The organism is Streptococcus sp. HMSC36C04, from assembly GCF_001839535.1.
Lineage (GTDB): Bacteria > Bacillota > Bacilli > Lactobacillales > Streptococcaceae > Streptococcus > Streptococcus hominis.
In genome coordinates this window covers 61,727-79,396 of sequence record NZ_KV841583.1, presented here as the reverse complement: position 1 = coordinate 79,396, position 17,670 = coordinate 61,727, and the positions used below count along the sequence as shown (strand labels likewise).

16 protein-coding genes are annotated in these 17,670 nt (G+C 41.4%); 1 reads left to right on the top strand and 15 read right to left on the bottom strand.

Features of this window, described 5'->3' with window-relative positions; translation table 11 throughout:
* On the bottom strand, positions 1-2,206 hold a 2,206-nt coding region (locus tag HMPREF3249_RS09595; protein WP_257369083.1), incomplete at its 3' end, for an Ig-like domain-containing protein.
* A gap of 421 nt (positions 2,207-2,627) precedes the next feature.
* Between HMPREF3249_RS09595 and HMPREF3249_RS02475 the strand changes: the two genes are divergently transcribed.
* Positions 2,628-3,251 carry a TetR/AcrR family transcriptional regulator gene (locus tag HMPREF3249_RS02475; protein WP_070867475.1) on the top strand — a complete coding sequence of 208 codons (624 nt, stop codon included), beginning with the start codon at positions 2,628-2,630 and terminating at the stop codon, positions 3,249-3,251.
* 274 nt (positions 3,252-3,525) lie between these two features.
* On the opposite strand, the gene HMPREF3249_RS02470 is transcribed toward HMPREF3249_RS02475, so the two are convergent.
* The 14 genes from HMPREF3249_RS02470 to HMPREF3249_RS02405 all read right to left on the bottom strand — a co-directional run bounded on the left by HMPREF3249_RS02470 (position 3,526) and on the right by HMPREF3249_RS02405 (position 17,659).
* Positions 3,526-5,100: an ABC1 kinase family protein gene (locus HMPREF3249_RS02470; RefSeq protein WP_059221364.1), complete on the bottom strand. Its 1,575-nt coding sequence runs from the start codon at positions 5,098-5,100 to the stop codon at positions 3,526-3,528.
* 108 nt (positions 5,101-5,208) lie between these two features.
* Positions 5,209-5,487 (bottom strand): phasin family protein, encoded by a 279-nt coding sequence (locus HMPREF3249_RS02465; RefSeq protein ID WP_003040899.1) that lies wholly within the window; start codon positions 5,485-5,487, stop codon positions 5,209-5,211.
* A 92-nt stretch (positions 5,488-5,579) separates the two neighbouring features.
* A complete protein-coding gene (locus HMPREF3249_RS02460) occupies positions 5,580-6,914 on the bottom strand; it encodes an Nramp family divalent metal transporter (RefSeq protein ID WP_003027285.1) in 1,335 nt (444 codons plus the stop codon).
* Between the two features lie 101 nt (positions 6,915-7,015).
* Positions 7,016-7,378 (bottom strand): DUF1304 domain-containing protein, encoded by a 363-nt coding sequence (locus tag HMPREF3249_RS02455; protein ID WP_003027283.1) that lies wholly within the window; start codon positions 7,376-7,378, stop codon positions 7,016-7,018.
* A 13-nt stretch (positions 7,379-7,391) separates the two neighbouring features.
* Entirely contained in the window at positions 7,392-7,826 is a 435-nt protein-coding gene (locus HMPREF3249_RS02450) for a MarR family winged helix-turn-helix transcriptional regulator (RefSeq protein ID WP_059221366.1), read from the bottom strand.
* Positions 7,827-7,918: 92 nt separating this feature from the next.
* Positions 7,919-8,530: an HAD-IA family hydrolase gene (locus HMPREF3249_RS02445; protein WP_070867474.1), complete on the bottom strand. Its 612-nt coding sequence runs from the start codon at positions 8,528-8,530 to the stop codon at positions 7,919-7,921.
* Positions 8,527-9,804 (bottom strand): MATE family efflux transporter, encoded by a 1,278-nt coding sequence (locus HMPREF3249_RS02440; RefSeq protein WP_059221371.1) that lies wholly within the window; start codon positions 9,802-9,804, stop codon positions 8,527-8,529. The genes HMPREF3249_RS02445 and HMPREF3249_RS02440 overlap by 4 nt, the downstream gene beginning before the upstream one ends.
* A gap of 130 nt (positions 9,805-9,934) precedes the next feature.
* Positions 9,935-11,419: a threonine synthase gene (gene thrC / locus HMPREF3249_RS02435; RefSeq protein WP_070867473.1), complete on the bottom strand. Its 1,485-nt coding sequence runs from the start codon at positions 11,417-11,419 to the stop codon at positions 9,935-9,937.
* A 307-nt stretch (positions 11,420-11,726) separates the two neighbouring features.
* Positions 11,727-12,350: a V-type ATP synthase subunit D gene (locus HMPREF3249_RS02430; RefSeq protein WP_059221375.1), complete on the bottom strand. Its 624-nt coding sequence runs from the start codon at positions 12,348-12,350 to the stop codon at positions 11,727-11,729.
* A gap of 12 nt (positions 12,351-12,362) precedes the next feature.
* Complete coding sequence (locus HMPREF3249_RS02425; protein WP_059221377.1) at positions 12,363-13,754, bottom strand: V-type ATP synthase subunit B; 1,392 nt, start codon at positions 13,752-13,754, stop codon at positions 12,363-12,365.
* Positions 13,741-15,531 carry a V-type ATP synthase subunit A gene (locus tag HMPREF3249_RS02420; RefSeq protein WP_059221379.1) on the bottom strand — a complete coding sequence of 597 codons (1,791 nt, stop codon included), beginning with the start codon at positions 15,529-15,531 and terminating at the stop codon, positions 13,741-13,743. Before HMPREF3249_RS02420 ends, HMPREF3249_RS02425 begins: the two co-directional genes overlap by 14 nt.
* A gap of 104 nt (positions 15,532-15,635) precedes the next feature.
* A complete protein-coding gene (locus HMPREF3249_RS02415) occupies positions 15,636-16,331 on the bottom strand; it encodes a GNAT family N-acetyltransferase (protein ID WP_059221688.1) in 696 nt (231 codons plus the stop codon).
* A gap of 7 nt (positions 16,332-16,338) precedes the next feature.
* Entirely contained in the window at positions 16,339-16,659 is a 321-nt protein-coding gene (locus HMPREF3249_RS02410; RefSeq protein ID WP_003028571.1) for a V-type ATP synthase subunit F, read from the bottom strand.
* Positions 16,649-17,659, bottom strand: a complete 1,011-nt coding sequence (locus HMPREF3249_RS02405; RefSeq protein WP_059221381.1) for a V-type ATPase subunit — start codon at positions 17,657-17,659, stop codon at positions 16,649-16,651. Before HMPREF3249_RS02405 ends, HMPREF3249_RS02410 begins: the two co-directional genes overlap by 11 nt.
* Between the last annotated feature and the right edge of the window lie 11 nt (positions 17,660-17,670).

The window sequence follows — 17,670 nt, the reverse complement described above, 5'->3', positions numbered from 1 at the left end:
TCGGTTCATATTCAACTCCTGGAACATCACCAGCTTTTTCACTAATGGTATACTCATAGGTTCCTGCTTTAGTATATTCAATATCTTTGAATTGAACTTTTCCGTCAGCATCATTTTTCACAGTTTGGAGAATTTGCCCATTCTCTTTTAGGTCAAACTCAAATTCACCTGCTTGAAGTTTACGACCGATTAGTTCTTTCTTCACCAAAAGATTTCCCTTTGTTTTATCTGGAATATAATGATTGGTGAATTTCTTTTTATCTTCTAAACCACCTTTGTCATCCTTACCTTTATAAGTGACTTCAGTAGTTAGCTTACCTTCTTGATTCCTTGAGACTTTTACTGTTACTTGAATATCATTTGGATCATAGTAGATTCCCTTTTCAGGATGGTCTTCACGTTTTTCAGAAATAGTATAGTTATATGTTCCTTCTTCGGTAAATTCAAGAGCATCAAATGTTACTTTCCCGTCAGCATCATTTGATTTTGTTTGAATCGGAGTTTGTTCACCCTGTTTCTTCAATTCAAACGTGAATTCTTTATCTCTCAGTTGGCGACCAATCAGTTCTTTCTCAACCTGAAGTTGAGCAGAAACTTTTTCATCTTTCTTATTAGTGATTGTTTTTCTGTAAGCTTTGTCTGTTCCAAAGTCAGTTGGCTTAACACGAATCTTTTCAGTTGATTTTTGGTATCCTTTTGGAGCTTCCACTTCTTCAATCGTATAATCGTCTTTTAACAGATTAGGAATTGTAATATCACCGTTTGGATCTGTTGTATACTCACCAATGACTTTCTTATTACTGTCACGCATTACTTTAAATTTTGCACCAGCTAAAGCTTGTTTTGTTTTTTCGTCTTCTTTATGCAAGTTCATTGAGTAAACATAACCTTCTGCAAATCCGCCAGCAGCTCGATATACTAAAGAGATATTGACTTCTTCCGAAATTTTATCTTTTGAAGAAAGTTTTGCCTTATTTTTAAAAACTTCTCCACCCACCGGTTCATAGTTAGTTTTAACTTGATATCTGATATAGTAACCTTTAGTCCCAATATTTCCTAAGTGAGTTTGGAAGCCACGTTTATCATCATCCATTTTTATCTGGTGGTTAGTTGTAACATCTTTCTCATTATCGTGTTTCCACTCACCATTTTTCCAGGACCATCTTACTTCATATATACGGATACTGCTCTGATCAATTTGAATCCCCTTAGCATCGTCGTCCAGCCTATCTTGAATATTGACTTCTTTTAAATCAATACCTTTTCTATTGATAGCAAGAGCATACTGAAGAAGAGATTTGTTAGCTCCATCTTGCCAAGCACTTTTTTCTAGTATACTTTCGATTTTCTTTCCAGGGCCTTGATAATGAAGTTTTCCACCAATCTTAGTTTTATGACCCACTTTAAAATCAAGATCTATGTCTTTTTCTATTTTAACTTTATTATGGTCAACGGCTGCATAAAAGAACAGTTCTCCTAAAACATCCGAATGTTCAGAAGGATATTTTGTATAGGTCAACGTAATCGTTTTAGTTGTGGGGTTGATTTTTGCATGCGCAACAACTTTATCTTTTGAATCCTTAACTTCAAAGTCTGTCCATTCTGGAAATCGTAAAGTTTCTGGTAACGTAATAGTTGTGGTGTCGCCTTCATTAACTGTGTTATTCGGAAGGCTAAATTTTACATGCACTTGGAAAGTTTCCCACATCTGTACCCCCTTTGGGGGGATAGGGTTTCCATCTTTGTTTGTCACATACATTTCTGTGATAACATCATTCCATTCTTTAGCATTTGCAGCGCTAGAAAGATCGTACTTGCTTCCTTCGCTTCTAGGTGTTAAGGCAGGGGGTGCTCCTGGTTTGCTTTCGTTTTTTTCCTCCACATTATCAGTTTTCTTTGAAGCAGTATCTTCTTTTACTTGGCTCGAATCAGCACTTGCTTCCGTTTTATTTTCAGAAGCAGGCATTTCAGCCTTTTTCTCTTGGCTAGAACTGTCATTTGTCCCTGTCGAGTCAGTAGAAGGTGTTGTTTGTTTAGCTGTCTCTTCTTCTCTAGACGAATTTTCCAAACCTTTTTTCGTCTCTGACTGAGTTGTCAATGCTGAAGATTGATTCGTCAGCGTTTGAGCAACAGCACTAGCCGGTGATAAGATTGTTGAAGCCAGCAATAATGCTACCCCAACAAGATTCATCATTTTTTTAATCATTACGATTTCCTTTCTATAGTTTTTTAGAATTTTGCATAAAAGTACAAACTTCTAATAAAACCATTATACCAACCCCTTTATAGCACTTTCAATCAAAATGACCTGTATTCTCTCTCTATTTCTTGACAGTCTGTAAAGTTTTTGATAAGTTATTTAAAAAATATTTTACTGGATCTGCAATCTCTGTAGTGAGGTAAATCCTTAGCAGAGATTAAGAAGCCCTGCTTTATTGTGATGCCGATAGTATCTGATTTTAAGTCAGTTTCTTTAAATCTAAGGCAAAATACAGTTTAGTTATGCTGATTTTATATTTATACACATTTTTTATTGTAAATTTGTTTACAAAACGTAAACTTTTTCCAGATTTTTCGCTAGACTACATATATTTTTTACATTAAAATATGTATAAGGAGAGAGTAAGATGGTACTTAATACAAGAGAGAAGATTTTAGAAGCTTTTTTTGAACTTTCAATGGAAAATCCTCAGAAATCGCATTTTTCTTTAGCAGAAATTGCGCAAAAAGCAGGAATCTCAAGACAAGCGATTTACAAACGCCATTTTAATGGAAATTATGAAATTCTAGATTATATTCATAAAGAGCTTGATGCTGAATTTCAACTGATTTTTCAAGGTTATGATAAGAAAGTTTATCCTGATCCTTTTGTCTTTTTTGCAGAAGTGGTTATTCCTATCTTATACACCCACCGAAGGCAAATCAGTTGTCTCTTTAAGACAGCAGCAGATCCCTATTGGAGAGATTTTTTAAGAAATACGTATGGTCAATGGATTGAGCAGCACATTACGATTGATTATCAAAAATTAAACATTCCAAAAGAAAAGGCATCGCAGGTTCTTGTTGGAGGTATTCTCATCTTTATTGAAATTTGGATTACCCAACCTGAACCCACACCGCCTGAGCAGTTTTCCGAGACTTTTTTAAATTTGATTCATTTCCCTTTAACGGACTATGTTCGTTTCAAGCAAGCTTCCTCTAATGACAAACTAATCGTTACAAATAGTTTGGAAGATAAAGAAAAGGAGTGAGACCGAACTAATATTGAAAATTCTTAGTTCACAGTCTCACTCCACAGCTCTTTCGAGCTTGAAAAATGAATGAAGAAGTACTTTGCTTCGCAAGTTGTAGTTGATTTAGTAGACAAAGAGCTTTGAAACCAGAGAACTGTTGTTCAGCCTCAAACAAAATAATTCAACTTTCAAGATGCTAATGTCTAATTTCTAATATGCTATTTTAAGATTGTAGGAACGAGATAAGTTGTGATTTTCAAAAATTCAACTTGTCGCGCTCTTTTTTGTCTTCTCATCTTGTGGAGCGAATGATGAGATAGAGTAACCACAGCAATACCATTGTCGCTAAGACAAAAAGAAATTTTGCTAAGAATAGCGTATATGGATTGAGGGTTAAAATTCCACCTGTCAGTAATAAAGCTAGGAAGATAAGGCTTAGTACAAGACGATTGGCTACGGATTCGATACGACGAAAACGTTGATTGTAGTCAATTAAGTCATGATTGACGACCAAGCGACCATTCACAATCTGCTCCACTAGCTGATGAAGCCGTCTTGGGATACTTTTCCCATGTCGCAGCAAGTAGAGCAGTTCGATTAAGAAAGAATCGTAACTCAAAGTCTGGTGCAAGATGTCTGATTTCATATTTTCGAGGAAATATTGCTTGGCTAAAGTCATCAGATTGATGTTAGGAGCTAACTCGCGGAAAAGTCCCTCAATTTGCAAGGCTGCTTTTTCTAAGATCGTCATCTGGGATGGTACTTGCAAATGATGACGCGTACAAATCGTTACTACATCCTCAAACATATCTGTAATAGACAAGGAGCCTAACTCTAAATTCCCGTATTTGGTTAGCATGCGTTCAACATCTTGCTCTAATTGCAATTTATTGATTGGTTCACTAGCAGTCGTAATGGTCAGAATGGCTTGTGTCATCGAGTCAATATCCTGTGTCGTAAAACTAGACAACATGTCGTTTAGAGACACACGAAAACCCGTTTCCAATTCCCCCATAATCCCAAAATCAATAAAATAAATCTTTCCTTCATAGATCAAAAGATTGCCGGGGTGTGGATCACCATGAAAGAAACCGTCTTTAAAGACTTGTTTGATAAAGCTCAGCATGAGCTTCTGACCAATATCTTCCAAGTCATAGCCAGCCTCTTGTAAAAAAGCATATTGATTGATACGGACACCAGGAATGTATTCTTCTACAATCAAGTGCGGAGTGGTAAAGTCTGGATAGACTTTTGGCACACCAACACAAGGAATCTCTTGATTGTAGCGGGCAAATTCATCCATGTACTTAGCTTCGTTGCGAAAGTCAATTTCGTTCAGCAATGTTGTCTGCAACTGTTGCAAAATCTTTGGCAAATCCACCATGGGCAGCAAATGTTTGGGAAAATGACGGGCTAAACGAACCAGAAGAGCAAGGTCTTCTGTAATTTGCTCTTGAATGTGCGGACGCTGAATTTTCAGTACGACTTCATCGCCATTTAACAAAACAGCACGATGAGTTTGTGCCACGGAAGCGCTCGCTAAATGCTCTTGTGAAACATCTGAAAAGAGTTGCTCAATCGGACGCTTTAATTCGTCCTCAATCGCAGCCATAACCGTCTCTTTGTCCAAAGGATTGACATCATCTTGCAGCTTACTTAATTCCTTGATATAGATTTCTGGCAATAAGTCACTACGGGTAGATAGAATTTGACCGATTTTTACAAAACTGGGTCCTAGTTGTTCAAAAGCTTCTCGCAATTGCTTGGGAGCTTTTTTCTCGTCCAACGGTTTTTTTCGATCTTTCAGATTGGACCAGCCGACTGCACTAAAGGCTGTTAGAATCTCTCGTAAGCGTTTATTTGCCATAAGGTTATCCTCATTCTGCTTGTTATCATTATTTTTTCTTTCAAATCCTACTTTTAGTTTAGCAAAAAACGCAGCCTTTATAAAGTTGTGACTGCGTTATCAGGAAGATTATTCTTCTGTTTTTGAAAGTCCTTTGAGTAGCTGATCTAGTTTATCTTCTAGTCGCTCAATATCTTGCTTGGTAGCATATACATCATCTGATTGCTCCTCTGGACTTTCAGCCGTTTTTTCATTTACTTTGCGCTTTAGCTCTGACTGAAGCTGCTTGCCTTCATCCACCGTCAAGCGACCTTTGGCAATCAATTCTTTGACAAATTCGGTAGCTTTATCATAAGTCATGGAAGTCAATCCAATCCCTGCCAGCAAAACTTTTTTCAATTCGTCCATCTTGACACCTCCGTATATGAGAATCTTTCCACTTTCATTATAGCGCTTTTAAGCTATTTATTCTAGAGAAAATTGAACTGATAGACAAATTTTTAAAAAAGATCAACCACAAGTTTCACATTCAAAATAGTTAATAAAATAGAAACGGCATAAGCTAAGTAGGTATTCCATTTGCTGTTGACAAATTCGCCCATGAGCTTTTTATTAGAGGTGAAATATACGAGTGGAAAGATTGAAAATGGCAAGGCGACTGAAAGAAAGACTTGGGAATAGACCAAAAGATTGTCTAGCACCTGTTCTTTGTCTCCGTATAAAATAGCAACAATCACAACCGGTAAAAGAGCTAGTAAGCGGGTTACCAAGCGGAGAAACCACGGTGGTAGCTTCATGTTTAAGAAGCCTTCCATCACAATTTGTCCCGTTAAAGTTCCTGTAATAGTTGAGTTTTGACCACTCGCTAACAAAGCCACTGCAAAGAGCGTTGAGAGGATAGGACTAGCAATAGCACCAGCAATTTGAGGGTCTTTTAAGGCATTGTACATTGCAGAAAAAGCACCAATTTTATCCGCATGTCCAAAGAATAATGCTGCCCCTAAAATCAACAACAAAGAATTAACCACAAAAGCCAAACTCAATTGAATATTCGAGTCCCACGTCATAAACCGTACAGCTTCATGTACAGATTGTTTAGCCTTGTAGTTAACTTTTCGCGTTTGGGCGATAGAAGAGTGCAAATACAGATTGTGTGGCATAACCGTTGCCCCTACAATGCCCAGTGCTAAGGTCAAAACGGACGTTCCATTTTTACTAGCCGTATGTTGATAAGCTGCCACATTTGGCAAATATCCTGATAAAATATGATGAAGATCGGGCTTTGCAAGGATCACCAGATATAAGAAAATCAATAAAATAGTTAAAATCAGCGTTCCAACGATTGCTTCAATCTTACGAAAGCCTAATTTCATCAAAAAAAGCAACAAGAAAACATCAAAGACTGTAATCAGAATCGAAAATAACAAAGACCAACCAAATAGTAAATGAAGCGCAATCCCTGCACCGATGACTTCTGCCAAGTCCGTTGCCATTAAAGCCAACTCTGTAATAACCCAAAGGAGATAGCGAACTGGCTTTGACGTATGAGCCGCAATGGCTTGTGCCAAATCCATCCTTGTGACAATTCCTAATTTTCCCGCCATTTGTTGTAACTGCATAGCCATTACAGAAGAAACCAAGACAGCTGATAAGAGCAAATAACGATAGGTGGCACCACCTACAACACTTGTAATCCAATTTCCCGGATCCATATAACCAACGGCAACCAACATTCCCGGCCCTGAAAAAGCTAATAAAGTACGAAAGAAACCAGCGTTTTTAGGCGTTGCAATGCTTTGGTTAACTTCACTTAAGGAAACCTTTTTGTCTGACATTTCTATCATTCTTTCTATTCTAGAATTATTTCTACTATATATTATAGCACAAACTATTAACGGTGGTTAATTTATATTTTTACAATGGTTAATATTTGGTGCTATTTAAACAATAAAATGCTTAGAATAGCTAAAATCGCAGGTCCGCCCTGAGTCAAGATGATTTTCTTGTTAGCTGTGGCTGCACCATACGCTGCGACCCCGATAACAAACAAAACAAAAATGGTCACCATTTCTAAATTATGTGAAATATACAAGCTATATAGTAGGAAAAGAGCTAAAAAGGCATTGTAAATCCCTTGATTTTTAAACAAGGAAGTGACGGACGGGCGAGATATTTCTTCCTTTGTCATGTTAAAGACTCGGCTGGTGCTGTCTGACTGGGTAGCGATACTTTCTAGATAAAAGATATAGAGGTGTTCCAGTGCGACAATTGTAGCTAGTATAGTAGTAATGAGTGACATACATTTCTTCTTTCTAATGTTTTTCCACGGTAATCTGATCTAAGCCAGATACAAGTTTTTCTAATAAAGTACTCAGCGTCCTTTGCTCATCATCCGAGAGAACTTTTTCCATTTGCTTTTTGACATCTACATGATAGGTCTGTGGCTCGTGCAGAAACTGCTCTTTTGCAACATTCGTAACATCCACTAAAACTTCTCGTTGATTTTTGGGATTGCGGCTCCGTTGAACATAACCGTGCTCTTCTAAAAGTTTGAAATGCCGAGTCAATGCTGCGGGATCGATTTTTAAGACCTCTTGCACAGCAACTTGACTGCATGGAGCATTGTCCAATAAAAAGTTCAAGATCTCGTACCGCGTTAAGCTAATTTCTAATTTTTGCTCAAAGAGTTGCGTGATAGCTTGATCAGTTAAATGCAATTGATACAGCAGGTGATGAATGGCAACCATATATTCTCCTTCCTGGTTTTGCTTGACTAGTCAACTATTGATAAGTCAATCATAAAACACAACAAAAAGAAAAGCAAGCATTTTGCCTTTCTTTAACGGATTATCTGTTTAATCTCTAGTAAATAGTTGATTTTGTGATTAATGTTTGGTCGATCATCGCAGAAATTGATTGATTGAATACCGCTGTTAAAGGCAACATCTACATCCAACGTCCGGTCACCGATATAGTAAGTGCTTGCCTTATCCAGCTGGTATTTCTCTACAAGATAATTCACACCTTCTGGGTCGGGCTTTCTTGCAAATCCATTAGCAGTAGTCACGATTTCTGTAAAATAATCCAAAATCTCTAAATCCGCCAAAATTTGATAAGCATTTTTCCCTTTATGAGTATAGACAAACTGCTGAATATCTGCTTCCTGCGCCCAAACAAAAATAGCCTTAGCACCATCCATGAGCTGAATGTGAGCATTTTTCTCTTGCAAACTTTGACCTCGAAAGCGGTTCATCTCTTCAGCATCTAAACCTTTTGCTGTTGCGACTTTTTCCAGTAATTTCTGAACAGAATGTTGCAAGATATAAGCATGGATAGCTGGTCTGTCAAAATCCAAGCCATAGTGCATATAGGTTTCCTCAAGCCCCGCTAAAATCGCATCATAAGAGTCCAGCAAGGTTCCGTCCAAATCCCAAATAAAAGCTTTTGTCATGTTATTTTCCTCATTTTTCGTTGATAGATGATTTGTAAAAAGATCCAGCGAAAGCCATTGTCCAAAAGAGTGGCGCTCCAAACTCCGGACAAGCCCAATCCCAGAGTTACTCCCAGAAAATAGCCCGCTACAATGCGAATCAGCCACATACCAACAGTCGTGGCATAAAAAGGTAACTTGGCATTTCCCAATCCTTGCCAAACAGCCGTGTAGATGACTGTCCCTGCTGTCATAGGCATACCCAAAAGTGAAAACAGAATGACCGACAAGCTAGCTGTCACAGCGCTGCTGTCCTTTGTATAAAGATGTGTTAGTGGTTGACCCAGCGCAAAAATAAGTAAAGCCACCGGTAACATGAGCCCTAGAGATAGCCAGTAGGTCTGCTTCGTCAGCTTCCTAACTGCCTGAAAATCTGCCTGTCCTACTGCATGAGCCACCAACATAACCGTTGCGGTAGCGACTCCAAAGCCTGGCATATAGTTGAACTGGGTCAAAACCTCCCCAATAGCATTTCCCGCAACAGCATCTGTCCCGAACTTAACGATAATAGCAATAATCACCACGTCCCCAGCCCGCATCATCAGCCGCTCTCCAGCAGCTGGCAGAGATAAACGCAACAGTTCCCAGTCCAGCTTCCAACTCCAAGATGCCAGAGGCAGAGATAATTCTTTCCATAAAATCAAAACGCCTACCAGACGGGCTAAAATGGTGCCCAGCGCCACCCCAACAATTCCCATGTGGAAAATAAAAATTGCAAGACTGGAAAAAAGGACATTGAGCAGATTGCTTAAAAAACTGATATACATGGGCAGTCGAGGGTTGCTAGTTGCCCGAATCAAGGAGCCTAGCGTAGTCGTCAGACCCAAAAGGAGAATCGTTCCCCCGATTAAAGCTAGATAAAGACCGCCTGCATTGGCGACGGCAGGCTCCGTTCCCAGCCAAGCTAATATCTGGCGTCCAAAAACAAGAGAGAGGAGCCCCAGAAAGACACTCAAAATCAGAGTTAATTTAATGGCTTCGTTAGTGTGATAAGCTAGATTGTCTCGATCTCCTTCTCCCAAACTTTTAGAAATGAGACTAGATACCGCTGCTCCCAGCGCAATAAAAATGGCTTGGTAAATGCTGATGATATTGCCCGCAACGGAAACCCCTGAAATAGCCACGAGACCGAGACTCGCTACTAAATACGAATCCACCATTCCCATTAACATTTGCAGAAAATTTTCTGCCATAGCTGGTAAAGCGATGTTTAAAATCTTTTTGTAATTGGTCATCTATTAAAAACTCCTAAGATTGATTATACACTTTTCTGCACCAAGCTTACAACATCTTAACCACATAGATACTTTTGCAAAATAAAAACACCCAGTTGGCTGACCAGCTGAGCGTTGATAATACCTTTAATTAAAGCCCTAGATAACTCTCTACTGCTGCCTGCATTTGGTCAGCAGCGACAGTCGTTTTATGGCGGACTTGTGCGTTTTCTAGGTTAGCAACTGCAGAAGGCACTGCAACTCCTGAAATCTCGTGGAGTTTTGTTAAGGCTTCAAAGTCACTAAGACCACTTTGTCCCGTTACAGCTTCGACTACCACAACTGGGAATTTGTAAGGACTGGCGGTTGAAGCAATAACAGTCGTAGTCTCATCACCTGTAGCTGTCCGGTATTTTTGATAAACAGCTGAAGCGACCGCTGTGTGCGGATCTTCAATGTAATCAGACGCCTCATAAACTCGTTTGATCTCAGATGCTGTTTCAGCTTCGGTGGCATATTCTGCCGCAAAGAGTTCTAAAATAGCTGGGGCAAAATCAGTCAACTCATACTGACCATGCTGATTGAGAGACTTCATCAAATCCGCTGTCTTTTCTGCACTATTTCCTAACAGGTGGAAAATTAAACGCTCTAAGTTTGAAGAAACTAAAATATCCATAGACGGACTAGAAGTTACCTTAAAACTGCGCTTTTTGTCATAAACATGTGTCTTAAAGAAATCTGTTAGGACATTATTTTCATTAGAAGCACAAATCAACTTGCCCACCGGAAGACCGATTTGTTTAGCATAATAGGCTGCTAAGATATTGCCGAAGTTTCCAGTTGGAACAGCAAAATTAACTGCTTCGCCTGCCTGAATCTGACCGGTTTTAACCAATTGTGCATAGGCATAAACATAGTAAACAATCTGTGGCACCAAACGCCCGATATTCATGGAGTTAGCAGAAGAAAATTGCAACTTGTGCGCTGCTAGCCGCTCACGAAGAGCCGCGTCATTAAACATACGTTTAACATTGGTCTGGGCGTCATCAAAATTGCCCTCAATAGCCACCACATGAGTATTGTCCCCCGTCTGAGTGGTCATTTGCAGCTCCTGAACCTTGCTGACACCGTCTTTAGGGTAAAAGACGATGATTTCCGTTCCTGGCACATCGGCAAAGCCTGCCATAGCTGCTTTTCCGGTATCACCAGAAGTCGCCGTCAAAATGACAATTTTATTTTTCAAACCATGCTTTTTCGCTGCTGTCGTCATCAAATGTGGGAGGATAGACAAGGCCATATCCTTGAAAGCAATCGTAGAACCATGGAAAAGTTCCAAATTGTATTGCCCGTTCAGTTTCACCAAGGGAGCAATCTCTGGTGTGTCAAATTTGCTGTCATAGGCATTGTTAATGCAGTCATCCAGCTCTTGAACTGTAAAATCATCTAAGAAAGCAGATAAAATCAATTTTGCAACTTCCTGATAGGAGGCGTCTTTGAGTTTAGTAAAATCCAGTTCCATCTGCGGATAAGAAATCGGCGTAAAGAGACCACCATCCGTTGCTAACCCCTGCAAAATAGCCTGACTGGCTGTCACCGTATTGTTTGTGTCACGCGTTGATTGATAAACTAAAGTCATGAATTTCCGTCCCTTTCGTGTAGTCTGCTTTATTATAACATGATTTATCAGAAAATTCTCGCATTTTTATGGAAAAAGTGAGAGGGAATAGCTGTTTATCTTTACTAAATTGAGATAATCTATCCAAATCTCCTTATTCTATATATTTCTCATGAGCATGTGAATCAAAAGTTGTAAATGCAATTTTTAACGCTTTTTCTTTTTGCTGAACTGAACAAAAAAAGTCGGGCAAACAAAGATGACTTCACATGTTTATCAAACATTTCGTCAACTTCTATCGCTGGACTCTTTTTAATTATTTTGTAGTTTATTTCACCTTCATTACTCTTACTAGACTAGCGCGTTCGGCTTCTTCTAGCTTCATTTCGATATAATGAATGGTTTCTGTGAGATCTGGAATGGTTGCATACTCTAAGCCATTGACCCGACGGCGGGTCTTTTCAATCTCATCTGCCATCAGCTGGCAACTCTTTTCAATTTCTGCTAAGCGCAGGAGGTCGGGCAATAAGTTGCCCATATCCTCAATCGTCTCATCCATTTGGCTGTTAGATGCCACATAGCTATAAACTACATCTCCCTCGTCATCACCATAAGGATTGTCAATATGAGCATGCATTTTTGGCACCTGCACACTCATGATATTTTCCTGTTCGATATGAAGGTTGACTTCTCGCATAGGAACAGCAAAAATCTCTTCTACCATGAGGTCGCTTTCTAAGGCTTTTGCCAATACAAAATCCTGCATGTGGCCGACCAGAGCTGATTCAACTTTTTGGCGGAAGTGATTGTTCTCGCGAACAGCCTCAATGAAACGACGCATCAGTTCATCCCGTTTATCCTTGAGGAGTTTGTGACCGCGAGTAGCTGTTTTCAGTCGCTCTTTTAGATTGTTCAGCTCCATTCGGGTTGGTTTGACATTCAAACGAGTCATCGACTCACCTCCTTAAATGTTCTGCTTGCTTTCTGGTAAATATTGATCAATCATATCGTCCTTGATCCGCTTAAGCTCCGTCCGTGGCAAGATAGACAACAATTCCCAGCCTAAATCCAGACTTTCTTCAATCGTCCGATTGGTATAAAAACCTTGATTGATGTACTCTTTTTCAAATCGTTCGGTAAATTGAACATAGAGCTTATCGGTGTCAGATAAGGCGGATTCTCCCAGTACAACCGCTAATTCTTTGGCTTGTTTGCCTTGTGCATAAGCTGCAAAGAGCTGATTCATAGTCGCTGCATGGTCTCCCCGAGTCTTTCCCTCGCCAGAGCCCTTATCCTTAAGACGCGAAAGAGACGGCAGTACATTAATCGGTGGACGATAACCGCTGTTGTAAAGGTCACGCGACAGGATAATCTGACCCTCAGTAATGTAACCAGTCAAATCAGGAATGGGATGAGTGATATCATCCTCAGGCATGGTGAGGATAGGAATCTGCGTCACCGAGCCTTTCTTCCCCACCAAGCGCCCTGCTCGTTCATAAAGAGTGGAAAGATTAGTATAGAGATAACCCGGATAGCCTCGGCGTCCTGGCACTTCTCGACGAGCAGCGGATACTTCTCGCAAGGCCTCACAGTAGTTCGTCATGTCTGTCATGATGACGAGAACGTGCATGTCTTTTTCATAAGCCAAATATTCAGCGGCAGTCAGGGCAATCCGCGGTGTCGCAATCCGCTCAATAGCAGGATCATTGGCTAGGTTGATGAAGAGGATAGAGCGATCAATAGCTCCCGTCTCTCGCAAATCATTCATGAAAAATTCGGCTTCTTCAAAGGTAATCCCCATAGCCGCAAAAACCACCGCAAAATTTTCTTCTGAATTGAGCACCGTAGCTTGACGAGCAATTTGGGCAGCCAATTCCTTGTGAGGCAGACCTGAACCAGAGAAAACTGGCAATTTTTGTCCTCGAACTAAAGTATTGAGGTGATCAATAGCTGAAATCCCCGTCTGGATAAACTCATCGGGATAATCTCGCGCGACTGGATTGATCGCTTGACCGTCAATATCTAGATATTTCTCAGGCAAAATGTCAGGCCCCCCGTCAATAGGCTTGCCCATACCGTTGAAAATTCGTCCTACCATATCTTCTGACACTGGCAATTCAAGCGGTCGACCAGTAAAACGAACCTTGGCTTTTTCTAGATTGATACCGCTGGAGCCTTCAAACAGCTGCACCATCGCCTTGTCTTCCTGCACTTCCAAGACCTGTCCCTGACGCTTGGTTCCATCATGGAGCTGGATTTCCACCAGCTCATTAAAATGCACACCCTCAACTTGCTCCACAATCATCAAAGGACCAACAACTTCGCTGACGGTACGGTATTCTTTAATCACGTTCATTGTCTGCTCCTCCTTGGGCAAGAATATCATGTAAGTTTTCTCGAATAACAGCATCCAAATTCCGAATTGCATCCAGCTGCTCTTCTGGGATAAATTTAGAGCGAGCAATTCGATCTCGCAGCTCCACAGTACCGTTCATGATTTCGGTAAAGTAGGCACCTAAATTCAAGGCACGATTGGTTTCCTCATCAAATGTTAAAATATTAGTGAGCAAAGCTACTTGTTTTTTAAAAGAAGTGTAAGTATCCACTTCGTCAAAAGCATTCTGCTGCAGGTAATCCTCACGAATCATTTTAGCTGTATTCATGGTGAGACGATCCCTTTCAGACAGAGAATCCAGACCAACCAGCCGCACGATTTCCTGTAGCTCACTCTCTTTTTGAAGAACATTCATCGCCTTGGTCACTTTTTCCGACCAAGCCAACTGCTCATGCTGATTGATATATTGACCTACCTCGTCTAGATAAAGCGAGTAAGAGCTAAGCCAGTTAATCGCAGGAAAATGACGACGTTGTGCCAACTGAGCGTCCAATCCCCAGAAGACCTTGACAATCCGTAGAGTATTTTGCGTGACGGGCTCTGAAATATCTCCACCTGGAGGGGAAACAGCACCAATTGCAGTAATACTTCCCTCGCGCTCGTCACTACCTAAGGTTTTCACCCGACCGGCTCGTTCGTAATATTCAGCAATCCGACTGCCGAGATAGGCAGGATAGCCTTCATCGCCCGGCATTTCTTCCAAACGCCCGGACATTTCCCGCAGAGCTTCTGCCCAACGTGAGGTCGAATCTGCCATAATGGCCACAGAGTAGCCCATGTCTCGGAAGTACTCAGCAATTGTAATTCCTGTATAAATAGAAGCCTCACGCGCCGCAACTGGCATATTAGACGTGTTAGCAATCAGAACAGTTCGCTGCATGATAGACTGACCAGTTGCTGGATCAATCAACTCTGGAAATTCATTCAGTACATCGGTCATTTCATTGCCCCGCTCGCCACAGCCCACGTAGATAACGATATCCACATTGGCAAATTTAGCGACCTGGTGCTGAACAACGGTCTTGCCTGCTCCAAAAGGACCTGGGACAGCAGCCGCACCGCCCTTGGTCACGGGGAAAAAGGTATCAATCACTCGTTGGCCCGTCACCAAAGGCTCCTCTGGAATCAGCTTTTGAGCAAATGGGCGACCTCGGCGAACCGGCCACTTCTGCATGAGACTGCCGACAAAGACGGAGCCGTCTGCCTGCTCAATCTCATAGATAGGCTGATCGACAGTATAGCTCCCCGCTTCTATCTTAGTCACACGACCACTAACACCAATCGGCACTAGAATGCGGTGGACTACCAGCTCGGTTTCTTGAACCGTGCCCAGAATGTCTCCAGCGGTCACCTCTGCTCCAATCTCCAGATAAGGCACAAAGTCCCACTTGGTCTCACGATTCAGATGAGGCAGCTGCACTCCGCGCACCAGGAAATCACTCTGCGTCACCGTTTGAAAGCGTGCCAAAGGTCGCTGAATTCCGTCAAACATTTGCGAAATCAGCCCCGGTCCTAATTCGACCGACAACGGACTCCCCGTCGTTTCCACCGGCTCTCCTGGTCCAAGCCCAGAGGTTTCTTCATATACTTGAATGGAGGCCTCATCTCGACGCATCTCAATGATTTCCCCAATCAAGCCCAAATTGCCCACACGACAAATATCCTGAATATTCGCTTCCTGCATCCCAGAGGCGACCACCAAAGGACCTGAAACTTTTATAATCTTTCCTTGACTCACAATCTTCCTCCATTCTTTGGGAGATTTTTGCTTATTTTCTATCCTTGCCGTGAGCTTGAAACCCTTCTTAGCTATCTCTACAGCAAAAATTGATACTTCTTATTTTAAAAATCAGATAAGGCTTTTATTTGTTGCCCATTTTCATCAAAATTATCTGGGCTTAGCCATTTTTCTAAACGGGTTTTGACCGCTGGCCAGTCCCTGTCAATCATGGCTAGCCAATCAGTATCTCGGTTGCGCCCCTTATAAACAACTGCCTGACGAAAAGTGCCCTCGTAGGTAAAACCAAGCCTTTCTGCTGCGCGCCTTGAAGGCTGATTGAGTGCATCGCATTTCCATTCGTAGCGGCGATACTCCAACTCTTCAAAGACATAGCGCGCCAGCAAGTACTGGGCTTCCGTAGCCAGTCTGGTGCGCTTCAGCTTGGGCGAATAGGTCACAGACCCCGCCTCAATGACACGGTTGCCTCGGTCAATCCTCATTAAAGCGAAGGTTCCCAGCGCCTTGCCACTCTCCTTGTCCACAATGGCATAGTAAAAACGATCTGGAGCTGCCAGCATCTGATCTAGCAAGGCCGACCACTCATCCTGACTTTGAACAGGATTTTGAAAGAGATAAGTCCACATGTCAGCAGGAGAATCCGAACCATACACTTCATATAAATCCGCTCCATGCTTGTCCTTGGACAGACGCTCAATAACAGCATACCGCCCTTCTATACGCTCCAGCTTGGGCAATTCCCCCGGCTTAAAATGCGGCAGAGCATCCCCGATGGGCTGGCCTAATTCATTTATTTTTATAAAAACCTCACAATATATCCTGTCCAACTGCTTTTTCTACGTTCTTACGAATACGTCTCTGTCCTAATCCTGTTACTCCTTTATGAGTCGGGATTAAGATAATCGCTGGCAACACTTGCTTATCATAGTAAGCCAGCGTTTCAGGGATTTCAGCAGCCATGTCTTCTGTCAAATAAATAATAGCAAAATCTTCTCGGCTCAGTCGTCGTAAAGTATTCACCACATCGGTCGCTTCGGTGACTGGAAAAGTCTGAAAACCAATCAGGCGAAAAGGCAGAATGGCATCGCGGTTCCCCACCACACCAATTTTATAAGTTTTACTGGCCATAAATCGGTCTCATCCTTTCTTTGATGATTTCTACTGGAAGTTGGTTCGTCAAACCAGTCAAAATAAGTCGAAGATTCTTCACTTCCAACTCTTTTCCCAATAAATAACGAGCGAGCGGAAGCGGACCACTTGTTTCAAATCGCCCTTGCTCTAAGAGCTTAAACTGAACCAAGTCTGCCAAATATTCCAGTTCAAGATTTGTCAGTTTACCCGAACGCATTTTTTCTTCATAAGTGCGTAATTCCGCGTCAAATTCTAATGGATTGACTTTGGAAAACCAGCTAGCAAGATGACCTTTTTCTGCCAATTCAATCCACTCCGCATTCGTCAAAGTGCCTTCATCAGATAAGAGTTGCGTCATAAAACTGTGCGGTTTTTGGTGCCGAATCGCTCGCTGCACCGTTACTGCATTATAAAAATCAATTGTCAACCGCACCAGTTGCTTGAGCCGTTCGTCTTCAAATGTAGACTCCAAGCTTTTTAAGTGCTTGAAATAAGCCAGATCCATTCCAATTTCCAGAACGCGTACATCTTGATAATCTTGATATTCCGCCCAAGTCGCTGCCATTTCATCCGCCATAAATTTAGGACAATGTTCAGCAGAAAAGGTTGCAACCAAATGCTCCAAAATATCTAAAGGATAAGGTCCAACAGAAATCAACAGATGCTTTAAATTCAAACCTGTCGCCTTGTGCTTAAGCAACACCTTAAGATTGTGATAGGTATATTTGAGCGTAAAAAGCTCAACCAAGGCAGAGTCTGGACTGATTTCAAAAGCCCAAGCGTACTCTGCAAACAAATGTTTCATGAGAAACTTCTCAATCGCATTTAAGTCTGTTAGTTGCTCATGATCCAGATTATAAACCGTTCCTTCCAAAGCTGCTGACCGACTTTCAGAAGTGAAAGTCCGCAACAACTGCTCGTATTGCGCTAAGCTTAAAAAGTTACTCTCATGAATACTAATTTCTGTATTCACTTGAGCGAAGGTCTTTTCATTCATAGAACGCCTCC